Annotated in this window: 12 protein-coding genes; 7 read left to right on the forward strand and 5 right to left on the reverse strand. The window is 72.4% G+C overall.

Annotation, left to right across the window (positions count from 1 at the left end; genetic code table 11):
* Window positions 1-92 precede the first annotated feature (92 nt).
* From ACFWM7_RS11845 to ACFWM7_RS11865, 5 genes are all read left to right on the forward strand, one after another.
* Entirely contained in the window at window positions 93-1,208 is a 1,116-nt protein-coding gene (locus tag ACFWM7_RS11845; RefSeq protein ID WP_383258552.1) for an aliphatic sulfonate ABC transporter substrate-binding protein, read from the forward strand.
* A gap of 47 nt (window positions 1,209-1,255) precedes the next feature.
* Window positions 1,256-2,047, forward strand: coding sequence for an ABC transporter ATP-binding protein (locus ACFWM7_RS11850; protein ID WP_030710012.1), 792 nt, complete (start codon window positions 1,256-1,258; stop codon window positions 2,045-2,047).
* Window positions 2,034-2,963 (forward strand): ABC transporter permease, encoded by a 930-nt coding sequence (locus ACFWM7_RS11855; protein WP_383258557.1) that lies wholly within the window; start codon window positions 2,034-2,036, stop codon window positions 2,961-2,963. The genes ACFWM7_RS11850 and ACFWM7_RS11855 overlap by 14 nt, the downstream gene beginning before the upstream one ends.
* An 8-nt stretch (window positions 2,964-2,971) precedes the next feature.
* Window positions 2,972-3,724 (forward strand): sirohydrochlorin chelatase, encoded by a 753-nt coding sequence (locus tag ACFWM7_RS11860; protein ID WP_383258559.1) that lies wholly within the window; start codon window positions 2,972-2,974, stop codon window positions 3,722-3,724.
* A gap of 153 nt (window positions 3,725-3,877) precedes the next feature.
* Complete coding sequence (locus ACFWM7_RS11865; RefSeq protein WP_383258566.1) at window positions 3,878-4,384, forward strand: cupin domain-containing protein; 507 nt, start codon at window positions 3,878-3,880, stop codon at window positions 4,382-4,384.
* A gap of 68 nt (window positions 4,385-4,452) precedes the next feature.
* Here the strand turns inward: ACFWM7_RS11865 and ACFWM7_RS11870 are convergent, their stop codons facing one another.
* Both ACFWM7_RS11870 and ACFWM7_RS11875 read right to left on the reverse strand, forming a co-directional pair.
* Window positions 4,453-6,273, reverse strand: a complete 1,821-nt coding sequence (locus ACFWM7_RS11870; protein ID WP_383258572.1) for an ABC transporter ATP-binding protein — start codon at window positions 6,271-6,273, stop codon at window positions 4,453-4,455.
* Window positions 6,270-7,961 carry an ABC transporter ATP-binding protein gene (locus ACFWM7_RS11875; protein WP_383258576.1) on the reverse strand — a complete coding sequence of 564 codons (1,692 nt, stop codon included), beginning with the start codon at window positions 7,959-7,961 and terminating at the stop codon, window positions 6,270-6,272. The genes ACFWM7_RS11870 and ACFWM7_RS11875 overlap by 4 nt, the downstream gene beginning before the upstream one ends.
* Window positions 7,962-8,226: 265 nt before the next feature.
* On the opposite strand from ACFWM7_RS11875, the gene ACFWM7_RS11880 reads away from it, so the two are divergent.
* Window positions 8,227-8,730 (forward strand): lamin tail domain-containing protein, encoded by a 504-nt coding sequence (locus tag ACFWM7_RS11880; RefSeq protein ID WP_383258580.1) that lies wholly within the window; start codon window positions 8,227-8,229, stop codon window positions 8,728-8,730.
* Between the two features lie 78 nt (window positions 8,731-8,808).
* On the opposite strand, the gene ACFWM7_RS11885 is transcribed toward ACFWM7_RS11880, so the two are convergent.
* On the reverse strand, window positions 8,809-9,549 hold the full coding sequence (locus tag ACFWM7_RS11885; protein WP_383258582.1) for a MerR family transcriptional regulator: 741 nt from the start codon (window positions 9,547-9,549) through the stop codon (window positions 8,809-8,811).
* Window positions 9,550-9,771: 222 nt separating this feature from the next.
* Between ACFWM7_RS11885 and ACFWM7_RS11890 the strand changes: the two genes are divergently transcribed.
* Complete coding sequence (locus ACFWM7_RS11890; protein WP_383258585.1) at window positions 9,772-11,283, forward strand: alpha/beta hydrolase; 1,512 nt, start codon at window positions 9,772-9,774, stop codon at window positions 11,281-11,283.
* A gap of 7 nt (window positions 11,284-11,290) precedes the next feature.
* Here ACFWM7_RS11890 and ACFWM7_RS11895 read toward each other — a convergent pair whose 3' ends face one another.
* Both ACFWM7_RS11895 and ACFWM7_RS11900 read right to left on the reverse strand, forming a co-directional pair.
* Window positions 11,291-11,692, reverse strand: coding sequence for a DUF4440 domain-containing protein (locus ACFWM7_RS11895; protein WP_383258587.1), 402 nt, complete (start codon window positions 11,690-11,692; stop codon window positions 11,291-11,293).
* On the reverse strand, window positions 11,685-12,233 hold the full coding sequence (locus ACFWM7_RS11900; RefSeq protein ID WP_383258591.1) for a DUF1697 domain-containing protein: 549 nt from the start codon (window positions 12,231-12,233) through the stop codon (window positions 11,685-11,687). Before ACFWM7_RS11900 ends, ACFWM7_RS11895 begins: the two co-directional genes overlap by 8 nt.
* Window positions 12,234-12,411 lie beyond the last annotated feature (178 nt).

A 12,411-nucleotide genomic window follows, 5' to 3' on the forward strand; every position in this document is an offset into this window, starting at 1 on the left:
TCCGCACCGCCGAAGACCTGCCGACCTTCCGGCCGCGCCCCCCTGACCAGTCAGCGGGACGTGAGACCGGGCCAACGAGAGGAAAGCCTCCCGTGCCTGCCCCCCGTTCCACCGTTCGCCGCGGCCTCGCCGCCGTCGCCGCCCTGCCTCTGCTCGCCCTGGCGGCCACCGCCTGCGGCTACGGCTCCCAGGCCAAGGGCGACGACGCCGGGAAGACGAACGTCTCCGCCGACGGGAAGAAGCTCTCCTCCGACACCGTGAAGATCGGCTACTTCCCGAACCTCACACACGCCACCGCCCTGGTCGGGATCCAGGAAGGCACCATCCAGAAGGAGCTGGGCGGCACCAAGGTCGAGTCGACGACCTTCAACGCGGGCCCGTCCGAGATCGAGGCGCTGAACGCCGGCTCCATCGACATCGGCTTCATCGGCCCCTCCCCCTCCATCAACGGGTACAGCAAGTCCCAGGGCAAGGGGCTGCGGATCATCTCCGGCTCGGCCTCCGGCGGGGTGAAGCTGGTCGTCAACCCGGACAGGATCAAGACCCTGGACGACCTCAAGGGCAAGAAGATCGCCACCCCGCAGCTCGGCAACACCCAGGACGTGGCCTTCCTCAACTGGATCTCCGAGAAGGGCTGGAAGGTCGACGCCCAGAGCGGCAAGGGCGATGTCTCCGTGGTCCGCTCGGACAACAAGGTGACGCCCGACGCCTACAAGTCCGGTGACCTGGACGGGGCTTGGGTGCCCGAGCCGACCGCCTCCAAGCTGGTCTCCGAGGGTGCGAAGGTGCTCCTCGACGAGAAGGACCTGTGGCCGGACAAGAAGTTCGTGATCACGAACATCATCGTGTCGCAGAAGTTCCTCGACGAGCACCCGGACGTGGTCGAGGCGGTGCTGAAGGGTTCGGTCTCCACCAACAAGTGGATCAACGCCAACCCGGACCAGGCCAAGGCGTCCGCCAACAAGGCGCTGGAGACCCTGAGCGGCAAGCCGCTGCCCAAGGAGATCCTCGACCCGGCGTGGGAGTCCATCGAGATCACCGATGACCCGCTGGCCGAGACGCTCAAGGCGCAGGCGGGGCACTCGGTCAAGTCCGGTCTGCTCGAGGAGCCGAACCTCCAGGGCATCTACGACCTGGGCCCGCTGAACAAGATCCTCAAGGCCGAGGGCCTGCCCGAGGTCGCCGATGCCGGTCTCGGCGTCAAGTAGGCCGACCATCCGCAGCAGGACGCAAGGATTCCCAGGAGGTGACGACCATGGCGACCCCTACCCTCACCAAGGCCGAGGACCGTACGACGGTCGAGCACGCAGCCCGTCTCGCGCATGTCTCGAAGTCCTTCGCCGGGCCCACGGGGCAGCAGCTCGTGCTGGACGACATCACCCTCGATGTCGCTCCGGGTGAGTTCGTCACCCTCCTGGGTGCGTCCGGGTGCGGAAAGTCGACGCTGCTCAATCTGGTGGCCGGACTCGACCGCCCGTCGAAGGGGTCCATCGAGACCCCCGGCGGGCGGCCGGCCCTGATGTTCCAGGAGCACGCCCTCTTCCCGTGGCTGACCGCGGGCAAGAACATCGAACTGGCCCTGCGGCTGCGCGGGGTGCCGAAGTCGGAGCGCCGCACCGAGGCGGAGCGGCTGCTCGAACTGGTCCGGCTCGGCGGGGCGTACGGCAAGCGGGTGCACGAGCTGTCCGGCGGTATGCGCCAGCGGGTGGCGATGGCCCGCGCGCTCGCGCAGGACAGCCAACTGCTGCTGATGGACGAGCCGTTCGCGGCACTGGACGCCATCACCCGCGATGTGCTGCACGACGAACTGACCCGGATCTGGCGGGAGACGAACGCCTCGGTCCTCTTCGTCACCCACAACGTGCGCGAGGCCGTACGGCTCGCGCAGCGCGTCGTGCTGCTGTCGTCCCGGCCGGGCCGGATCGCCCGGGAGTGGACCGTCGACATCGAGCAGCCGCGCCGCATCGAGGACACCGCCGTGGCGGAGCTGTCCGTCGAGATCACCGAAGAACTGCGTGGGGAGATCCGCCGACATGGCCAGCACTGACATCACGTCCGACCGGAAACGGCCGGACGGGGCGGCCGCCGGACCGGTCGACAAGAAGCCCGACGACCTGGCGGGTCTGGAGGCCGGCCTCGACGCGCTCGACGCCGTGCAGATCCGCCGCACCCCGGTGCGCGAGGTGCTGCTGCGCAAGGTGCTGCCGCCCGTGGTGGCGGTGGCGCTGGTCCTGGTGGTCTGGGAGCTGCTGGTCCGCGCCCAGGTCACCGAGACGTACAAGCTGCCGCCGCCGTCCGCGGTGTGGGACAGCGCGCGCGAGATGTGGCTGGCGGGCACGCTGCTGGACGTCGTCTGGACCAGCGTCTCGCGCGGTCTGCTCGGCTTCCTGCTCGCGGTCGCCATCGGTACGCCGCTGGGGCTGCTGGTCGCCCGGGTGAAGCTGGTCCGGTCCGCGATCGGCCCGATCCTGTCCGGGCTCCAGTCGCTGCCCTCGGTGGCGTGGGTGGCCCCGGCGGTGATCTGGCTCGGGCTGAACGACCAGATGATGTTCGCGGTGATCCTGCTGGGCGCGGTGCCCTCGATCGCCAACGGCCTGGTCTCCGGCGTCGACCAGGTGCCGCCGCTGTTCCTCCGGGCAGGCCGCACGCTGGGCGCGACCGGACTGCGCGGGACCTGGCACATCGTGCTCCCGGCGGCGCTGCCCGGCTATCTGGCGGGCCTCAAGCAGGGCTGGGCGTTCTCCTGGCGCTCCCTGATGGCCGCCGAGATCATCGCATCGTCCCCCGAACTGGGTCTGGGCCTGGGCCAGTTGCTGGAGAACGGCCGCAGCAACTTCGACATGCCCGGGATCTTCCTGTCGATCCTGCTCATCCTGTTCGTCGGCATCGCCATCGACCTGCTCATCTTCAGTCCGCTGGAGCGGTGGGTGCTGCGCAGCCGCGGTCTCCTCGTCAAGAACTGAGCCCTCCCATGACGCATCCCACGCTCCTCGTCATCGCCCACGGCAGCCGCGACCCGCGGCACGCCGCGACCGTGCACGCGCTCACCGAGCGGGTCCGCGCCGAGCGGCCGGGACTGCGGGTGGAGACGGCGTTCCTGGAGTTCAACGCCCCGTCGGTGCCCCGGGTGCTGGAGCGCCTGGCGGCACAGGGGGCGGACGAGGTCGTCGCCCTCCCCCTCCTGCTGACCCGGGCGTTCCACGCCAAGACCGACATCCCCTCGGTGCTGCGCGAGGCCCGCGCCCGGCTGCCCCGGCTGCACATCCGGCAGGCCGACGTTCTCGGCCCGTCCCCGCTGCTCAACGCCACCCTCGGTCGGCGGCTGCGGGAGGCCGGGGTCCGTCCCGGCGACTCCCCCCGGACCGGGCTCGTCCTGGCCTCGGCGGGATCCACAGACCCGGAGGCGATCGCAGTGATCGCTGAAATCGCGCGGGAGCTGCGGCACACCGGTTGGTGCGCCGTGCGGCCTGCGTTCGCCTCCGCACTCCTTCCCCGCACCGAGGACGCGGTACGGGCGCTGCGCGCCGAGGGCCTGGAGCGGGTGGCAGTGGCCCCGTACGTCATCGCGCCCGGTCGGCTTCCCGACCGCATCGCGGCGGGCGCCGAGGCGGCCGGTGCGGACGTGCTGGCCGATGTCCTGGGCCCGGCCCCGGAGTTGGCGCGGCTGCTGCTGAACCGGTTCGACGAGGCGCGAGTGCCGGTGGGGGCGTCTCTGTCGGCGTGAGCTCCGCGGGCAGCCGCTGTCGGGGCCTCGCGAGCCGGCCACCTGGGCCATCCTCCGCATGCGCGAGCCCGCCCTGCCGGGCGGAGGAGGGCCCGAAGCGAGATAATGAAGGCAGCGCCCTGTAGCAGAGCAGGGCGGCGAAGGTGGTGCGGCATGAGAGATCCGATCGTGGTCGCCGCCGACCAGGGACGCCTGTTTCCCGGCCCGACCGGTGCGCCGATGACGGTGAAGATCGACGGCACGGCGACCGGAGATGCGTACTCGCTCATCGAGTACTCCCACGCTCCAGGTGCGCCGGGGCCCCCTCCTCATGTGCACGAGCACCACGAGGAGGCGTTCCGCGTACTGGCGGGTGAGCTGAGCCTGGACGTCGGCGAACGGACCCTGATGCTCGGGGCGGGTGACTACGCGGTCGTCCCCCGGGGCGCCGTGCACCGACCGTACAACGCCGGCGCGGTCGAGTGCCGGTTCCTGTTCATCACCTCGCCGGCGCTGGACGGGTTCTTCGCGGAGATGGCGGACCTGAACGCCGCAACGGGCGGCAACCCGCCGAGCCGAGCGCTCATGGAACTTGGAGCACGCTGGGACTGCGTGTTCACCGACCTGACCGAGGACGGCAGGGCGGCGACGCGCATGGTCAACGAGCCGCCTCCCGCCTGACGGCCTCGCCGTACCGCCCAGGTTCGGCCAGGACCCGCTGGTGGGGCGCGCAGGGGCGGAGCCGCGGGTCAGGGATGCGGTGCGCCGGTCCGGCTGCCGGACCAGGCGCGCCACAGGGCGGCGTACGGGCCGTCCGCGTCGCGCAGTTCCTCGTGCGGGCCGCTCTCGACGACGCGGCCGGCCTCCAGCACGACGACCCGGTCGGCGGCGACGGCCTGGGTGAGGCGGTGCGCGACGATCAGGGCGGTGCGGCCGGCGAGGGCGGCCTCGGCGGAGCGTTCCAGGACCCGGGCGCCCGCGCTGCCCGCCTCGGCGGTCGCCTCGTCGAGGACGGCGAGGAGGGGGTCGGCCAGGACGAGCCGGGCGAGGGCCAGTTGCTGGGCGCGGGCGGGGTCGAGGCGGTGGCCGCCCTCGCCGACGACGGTGTCGAGCCCGTCCGGGAGCGCCTCGGCCCAGTCGAGGGCGTGCACCGTGGAGAGTGCCGCGCGCAGGTCGGCGTCGGTGGCGTCGGGGCGGGCCAGCCGGAGGTCCTCGGCGAGGGTGCCGGTGAAGACGTGGACCTCCTGGGTGACCAGGACGACGGACGGGTCCTTCCCGCCCGCCGGTGCGGTGACCGTGCCCGCGGTGGGCTGCTGGACGCCGGCGACGATCCGGGCGAGGGTCGACTTCCCGGCCCCGCTGGTCCCGACGAGCGCGACGTGTTCGCCGGGCTTCAGGGTGAGGGAGACCTCGTGCAGCACGGGGCGGCCGGGTCCGTAGGCGTGGCTGACGGCGTGCGCGGTGACGGCGGCGGCAGCTTCGGGGGCGGTGCGCTGATGCGGTAGGTCCTTCTTCTGCGGTACGTGCTTCTCACCCGGTACGCCCGTCGCCTCCGGCTGCTCCGCGAGGTCGGTCACCCCGACCAGCCGGGCCAGTCCGGCCGCCGCCGACTGGGCGTCGTCGAGCAGCACGAGGGCGGCGTTGACGGGCCCGAAGAGGCTGTGGAAGTAGAGGGCGGCCGCCGTGGCCGTACCGATCGACACCGCGCCGTCACGGACCAACCAGAATCCGGCGATCAGTACGGCGGCCAGGCCGATGTACTCGGCGATGTGCAGCCGCCCGTAAAAGCCCAGCACCAGGTTGACGCTGCGCATGGTCAGGTCCACGGCCTTGCGCGAGCGTCCGGCGCTGCGCTCGGTGTGCTGCTCCTCCAGCCGGTGGCCGCGCACGGTCACGGCCCCGCCGATGGTCTCCAGGAGCTGTTGCTGCTGGGCCCCGTTGGCGACCCGCTGGTCGGCGTAGAGGGTGAGGGCCCGGCGTACGTACCAGCGGGCGGTGAGCAGTTGGACGGGGACGGCGAGGAGCGCGGCGAGCAGGAACCGTACGTCGAGCAGGGCCAGCGCGCCGAGGGTGAGGACGATCGCGAGGACGGAGCGGGCCATCTCGGGCAGCGCGGAGCGCACTGCCTCGGAGACCCGGGCTACGTCGCCGGTGACGCGGGCGGTGAGGTCGCCGGCCCCGGCGCGTTCCAGACGGTCGGCGGGGAGGTTCAGGGCGCGTTCGACGAACCGCTCGCGCAGCCGGGCCAGTACGGTCTCGCCGAGCCGGGCGATCCGGGTCAGCCCGAGCGTGGTGGTGAGGCCCTGGACGACGGCGACCGCTACGAGGAGGACGACCGGGAGGGTCAGGTCCCCGGCGGGGCGGCCGTCCGCGACGATGTCGACGATCCGGCCCAGCAGCGGCTGGACGAGGAGGCCGACGGCGGTGGCCGCGACCAGGACGCCGAGGCCGGTGAGGGCGAGGCCCCGGTCGGGGCGGATCAGCGCGCGCAGGGCGGCCCGGGTGCGGGCGGGGGTGGCGATGGGGAGCAGCTCGGCGCTGTCGTCGGCCGTGGGCGAGGGAGTGGTCATGTGAGCACCGCCGTGCGGTAGACGGGATGGTCGCGTACGAGGTCCTCGTGCGGGGCCTCGGCGGTGATCGTGCCGCCGTCGACGAGGACGACGCGGTCGGTGGAGGCGAGGAGCGCGGGGCTGCTGGTGACCAGGACGGTGGTGCGGCCGGCGCGGGCGCGCCGGATTCCGGCGGCGATCCGGGCCTCGGTGGCGGCGTCGACGGCGGTGGTCGGGTCGTGGACGACGAGGACGCTGCGGTCGGCGGCGAGCGCGCGGGCCAGGGCGACCCGCTGGCGCTGGCCGCCGGAGAGCGAGCTGCCGCGCTCGCCGATCCGGCCGCCGGTGCCGTCGGACAGGGCGGAGGCCACCTCGTCGACGGCGGCGGCGTCCATCGCGGCGCGCGGGTCGCTCCCGGCGGGGGCGGCGGCGGTGACGTTCTCCAGGAGAGTGCCGTCGAAGAGCTGGGCGTCGTGCTCGGCGACGAGCAGCGTCGAGCGCAGGGCGGCGGGGGCCAGTTCGGTGAGCGGTACGCCGTCGAGTTCGACGTTGCCCCGCTCCGGGTCGCAGCGGCGGGCCAGGCAGTGCAGCAGGGTGGCGGCGTCGGCCGGGTCGGTGACGACGACGCCGAGGTGTTCGCCGGGGCGCACGGTCAGGTCCAGGGCGTCGAGTCCGGCGTGGCCGAGTCCGTTCAGGCGCAGTTCGCCGGGGGCGGGGGCGGCCGGTTCGGCGGTGCCGCCGGTGGTCTCGCCCGGGGCGGCCAGCACGTCGGCGATCCGGGCGGCGGAGGCGCGGCCCTTGGCGAGTTCGGCGCCGACCCAGGCCAGCACGCTGATCGGTCCGGGCAGGAAGAGGGCGAGGCCGACGGCGGAGACGAGGGCTCCGAGGCCGATGGAGTCGCTGAGGACCAGGCGGCCGCCGACGAGGGCGACGAGCGCGATGAACGAGCCGGTGAGGGTGAGCATCAGGCCGGTCTGGAGGGCGGCGGCGCGGGCTGCGCGCACTTTGACGTCGCGGGAGGCCTGGCTGGTGGCGCGGTAGCGGTCGACGGCGGCGCGCTCGGCCCGCAGGCCCTTGAGCACACGGACCCCGGCGACCAGGTCGGCGGCCACCCCGGAGGCGTGGGCGGCCTGTTCCTGTTCGGCCTCGCTGCGGTGCTCCAGGGGCCGGGCCAGGAAGTGGCCGAGCGCCATCAGGACCGGGGCGCCGATCAGGACGAGGAGCCCGAGGGGCAGGGAGGCGCGGAGCAGGAGCACCGCGCCCGCGACGACACCGACGACCGCGGCGATGCCGAGGGTCAGGGCCATGTTGACGGCTCCGACGCGGCGGGCGTCCTCGGTGGCCACGTTGACCAGCGCCCCGGGTGGCCGGCCCGCCTCGGCGCCGCCGTGCGGGGCGAGGACCCGGCGTACGACGTCGAGGCGCAGGTGGTGGGCGGCCTGTTCGGCGGCGCGTTCACCGGCGCGGGCGCCGAAGCGGAAGCCGAAGGAGAGCAGCGTGTAGACGACGGCGAGGACCACCAGCCAGATGGCCAGCGCTCCCCCGTCGGGGCGGACCACGGCGCGGTCGACGATCAGCCCGATGAGTACGGGGACGAGCGCCTCGCCGATCTGGTGGCAGGCGCCCAGGATCGATCCGAGGACGACGTCCCGGCGCTGTCCCGCGACAGCGCGGTGTATGACCCCGCGCCCGGCTGTGTCAGCCCCCACTTCACCTGCTCCTCAGCATGTTCCCAACAGCGGAGGGGGGATTTCCGGCCACCTGCCTCCAGCCAAACGAAGGCAAGGCTAACTGCTCGTCCCCCAGTGGGGAGCCCCGCCCCCTTTCTCGGGGAACACCGCGCAACGGGGGGGCGTGCGCCCCTGGCGGCCCCTCTGTCCGCACGCACGCTTTCTCTTCCATTCCTTCACCGAAGGGTCACAGGTCTCGGTAAGCTCCTGGACGCTGCACTCGCACCATTGAGGGGGACTCCTTATGCATGTCCGTCATGCCCTGACCGCCGCCGCCACCGCCGCTTCGGTCCTCGCACTCGGCCTCGTCGCCGCCGCTCCGGCCCAGGCCGCCGAATACTCCTCGGCCCTGAAGATCAAGGGTGTCCAGTACGACGCCCCCGGGCGCGACTCCAACAAGTGCTCCGGTGGCAACACCAAGAACGAGTACCTGACGCTCAAGAACTACTCGCGCACCGCGACCGTGAACCTCAGGGGTTACGTCGTCAAGGACGCCGCCGGCAACAAGTTCACCTTCCCGGCCACACACAAGCTGCAGCCCGGCGACTACATAAAGCTGCGCGGCAACCGCGGCACCGACTCCGACGCCAAGAACGTCGTCTACCGCCAGAACTGCAACTTCATCTGGAACAACGACAAGGACACGATCTACCTGTACAAGCCCTCCGGCGCCCGTGCCGACGTGCACTCGTACACCAAGAAGTCCAACGACCGCGACGGCAACGGCTACATCACCTACCACGGATGAGCTGCTGACGGCCGGCGGTGCCCCGAAAAGGGTGCCGCCGGGGCAGCCGAGGTTCCGGAAGAGTTCGAACGCTCGCGCTCACGCCTGCTCGTCCCCGTCGGCCTCCTCCTGTTCCAGCAGGACGTGCAGGTGGCGGAGGACGCCCAACTGGGCCTCGTTGTAGAACGTGGTCAGGGCCTGCGTGACGACGGACCGGGTGAGCGTGCCGTTACGGCGGGACGCGGCGTCCAGATCGGTGATGAAGGAGTGGTCCGCCTCCTGGGCCCGGACCTCGGCCGCCAAGTGGGCCGCCAGTCTGCGGCGCACGTCCTCGGGGGCGTCGGCCGGCAGCCGCTCGAACTCTTCGGCGATGTCGTCCCGGGGGCGCGCGTACTGGTCCCGGATGAGGGACATCGCCGTCGGCGTGAGGACGCTCGAATACGCGACCAGGAGGTCCTGCTGGGCCCGGGGGAGGCTCGCTGCGGCGGCGCCGAAGTCCGCGGGCAGGTCGAGCGAGGCCCCGTCCTCCAGGACCGCGGCCAGTTGGCGGCGCATGTGCTGCTGGCGCTCGATGTTCGCGGCGAGTTCGGCGTCCAGGGCGCGCAGGATCTCCTTCGACCGCTCGTCGGCGGCGGCCACCGTGGGGATGTCGGAGAGCGGCACGCCGAGGTCGGTCATCCGGCGGATGCCCATCAGCCGGACCAGATGCCGTACGTCGTACCGCTTGTAGCCGCTCGGGGCGCGCTCCGGCTCCTCCAGCAGCCCCAGCCTGTGATAATGCCGGACAGTCTTGAGCGTCGTGCCCGCGAGTTCCGCCAGCTGACGCGTGCTCCATGTCACGCCCGTCCCTTTCCGAGGTTCCGTGGTCCGTCGCCGGGCGGCTCACGCCCGTCCGGCAGACCCGCCCCGGCGAGGGGCCCTGCCCCTCCCCTGCCCCTGGCCGCCGGATCGATCCCCGGCGTCGTGGGACGTCTCGCGCGCGGCGGGCCTTGACCGTGCCCTTGGGGCACAGAGTGCGATGGGCGCGGCAAACCCACCACCAGCTCATGGGGAGATGCGGATATGACACGAGAACGCGGTATCCGGCGGAGCGCGGCCCTGGCGGTCGCCCTCGGCCTCGGCCTGAGCGGGTCGCTCGTCGCGGGACCGGCGGGCGCGGAGGAGAAGGGGGGGCCCAGCGTACGGTGGGGCGTCTGCCCCGAGGACGTGGCGGCCGAGGCGGCGCCGGTCGTGCTGGAGTGCGGCACCGTGCCCGTGCCGAAGGACTACGCCGACCCCGACGGCGGCCGGATCGAGCTGATGATCTCCCGGCTGGCCAGTACGGACCCCGGCAAGCGGCGTGGCACGCTCATGCTCAACCCGGGCGGCCCCGGCGGCTCCGGCCTGTCTCAGCCCGCCTTCCTGGCGAACCGGGGCATCCCTTCCGAGGTGCTGGACACTTACGACGTGATCGGCATGGATACCCGGGGCATCGGGCGCTCCGCACCGGTGACCTGCGGATTCACCCCGGAGGGCCCGTACTTCGCCAACATCCCGCCGTACGCGGTCGACGACGCGGCGGTCACCACGCGGGCCAAGGTGGTGAAGAAGGTGGCCCGGCAGTGCGCGCAGCGCGACAAGGACGGGGTGCTGCCCCACCTGACCACGGCCAACACCGCCCGTGACCTGGACCGCATCCGGGCCGCGCTCGGCGAGGAGAAGACCAGCTTCCTCGGCTACTCCTACGGCACGGCGCTGGGGGCCGCCTACGCGTCGATGTTCCCCGAGCGCTCCGACCGCATCGTGCTCGACAGCAACATCGGCGACACCCACCTCGACCGCGACGGCATGCGCCGCTACGCACTCGGGGTGGAGCAGACGTTCCCCGACTTCGCCCGGTGGGCGGCCGCCCGCCACGACAGCTACGGCCTCGGACGCACCCCCGCCGAGGTCCGCCGGACCTACTTCGCCCTCGCCGAGCGGCTCGACGAGGAACCGGTCGACGGCTTCGACGGCAACGTGCTGCGCCAACTCACCTTCGCCTACCTGTTCAAGGAGGTGCAGTACGCCAAGCTGGCCCAGCAGTGGCAGGCGCTGAAGAGCGGCGACGCCGAGGCCGTGCGCGCGGCGGACCCGCAGGACGGCGCTGCGGACACCCCGCCGTCCATCGACAACCAGCTCTCCGTCTTCCTCGCTGTGAGCTGCAACGACGTCAAGTGGCCCACGAACGTGGACACCTACCGCAAGGGTGTCGCTAAGGACCGCGCGCGCTACCCGATGTTCGGCGCCGCCACCGCCAACATCACCCCGTGCGCCTTCTGGCCGTACGCACCGGCCGAGGAGCCGGTGGCGATCGACGACGACGGGCCGCGCAGCATCCTGCTCGTCCAGAACCTGCGCGACGTGCCCACCCCGCACGTCGGGGGGAAGCTGCTGCGGCAGAAGTTCGCGGACCGGTCCCGGCTGGTCAGCGTGGACGACAGCGGTCACGGGGTCTATGTGTACGGCGACAACCCCTGCGCGCTGAACACCACCACGCGCTACCTCGTCGACGGGAAGATGCCCAGGAAGGACACGCTCTGCCCGGCGGGCTGAACCGCGCTCACTCCCCGTTCGCGGAGGACCAGCCCGCCGATGGGTCCTCCTCGAACGGGGTCGCCTGGTGGAAGTAGAGCCGCCACCCCTCCGGGGTGAGCCGCCACAGGGAGCTGCGGTGCGCGCGGACCCCCTTGGACTCCGAGTCGAAGGTGAGGTGCACCAGGTCGGGGCAGAGCTGCACCCCCCGCATCCGCGAGGCGGTGAGGGGGCCGGGGCGCGGGGCGTCGTCCGCGGTGAGCGAGGCGATGATCGTCTCCCGGGTCCAGAGCCGGCCGGTGGAGCCGATCTCCCGGAACCCGGGGTGCAGCAGCGAGGCGAGGAGGTCGACGGAGGCCCGTACCGCCGGGTCCAGCAGGCGGAGCTCGCCCTCGATGGCCGCGGCCACGGCGGGCGACGGTTCAGCCACGGGTCATCTCCACGAGTTTCGCCACGGTGTTCCAGTTACGGGCGGTGGCGGTGAGGCCCTTGACGTGGCGGGGGCGTCCCAGCGCGACGGCCAGCTTGGAGCGGCCGAGACCGTCGGGGGCGTACAGGTACAGACAGCGGTCGCCGAGCCGGAACTCCTCCGGCAGGAAGGTTTCCGCCTCCAGGTCCGCGAAGCGGCTCGTGTCCACGGGCCGGTCGAAGTAGATGACGTGGAGCTGCTTGCCCTCCAGGCTCGCGGCGGGGAAGGGGCAGGCGTCGGCGACGGCGGCGAGATAGCCGGCGTCGCGGACGAGGCAGTCGACGGCGAACCCGAACCGCTGGTGCAGGGCGTGCTCCAGGGCGGCGGCCAGCGCGTCCTCGTCGTCGCTGTCGCTCCGGAAGACGGCGTTGCCGCTCTGCAGATGGGTGGCGATGGCGGTGTGTCCCAGTTCGGCGAGCACCGTGCGCAGTTCGGGCATCGGAACCCGCTTGCTGCCGCCCACATTGATCCCCCGCAGCAGCGCCGCGTACATCGTCGTCATGGCCACCCACCCTAAGGGCTGCCTTGTTGTCCCGGGTGGATCAGCGCGCGGCGTCAGGTGCGGTGCGCGGCCCTCGGCCCGTGTGCGGCCGGGCGGCCGGGAAACGGCACAGCCGCCGTGCCCCGTGGGGGAGAGCGCGGCGGCTGTTGTGCGCGGGGCCGGGCGGCGTGGGCATGTG

The sequence above is a fragment of the Streptomyces sp. NPDC058375 genome (assembly GCF_042723425.1).
In the GTDB taxonomy this organism is placed as follows: Bacteria; Actinomycetota; Actinomycetes; order Streptomycetales; family Streptomycetaceae; genus Streptomyces; species Streptomyces durocortorensis.

What these genes read in the sequence shown, in the direction of transcription:
- ACFWM7_RS11855 (WP_383258557.1), top strand. Translation starts at nt 2,034, where the DNA reads ATGGCCAGCACTGACATCACGTCCGACCGGAAACGGCCGGACGGGGCG.
- ACFWM7_RS11870 (WP_383258572.1), bottom strand. Translation starts at nt 6,273, where the DNA reads ATGACCACTCCCTCGCCCACGGCCGACGACAGCGCCGAGCTGCTCCCC.
- ACFWM7_RS11860 (WP_383258559.1), top strand. Translation starts at nt 2,972, where the DNA reads ATGACGCATCCCACGCTCCTCGTCATCGCCCACGGCAGCCGCGACCCG.
- ACFWM7_RS11865 (WP_383258566.1), top strand. Translation starts at nt 3,878, where the DNA reads ATGAGAGATCCGATCGTGGTCGCCGCCGACCAGGGACGCCTGTTTCCC.
- ACFWM7_RS11900 (WP_383258591.1), bottom strand. Translation starts at nt 12,233, where the DNA reads ATGACGACGATGTACGCGGCGCTGCTGCGGGGGATCAATGTGGGCGGC.
- ACFWM7_RS11890 (WP_383258585.1), top strand. Translation starts at nt 9,772, where the DNA reads ATGACACGAGAACGCGGTATCCGGCGGAGCGCGGCCCTGGCGGTCGCC.
- ACFWM7_RS11850 (WP_030710012.1), top strand. Translation starts at nt 1,256, where the DNA reads ATGGCGACCCCTACCCTCACCAAGGCCGAGGACCGTACGACGGTCGAG.
- ACFWM7_RS11880 (WP_383258580.1), top strand. Translation starts at nt 8,227, where the DNA reads ATGCATGTCCGTCATGCCCTGACCGCCGCCGCCACCGCCGCTTCGGTC.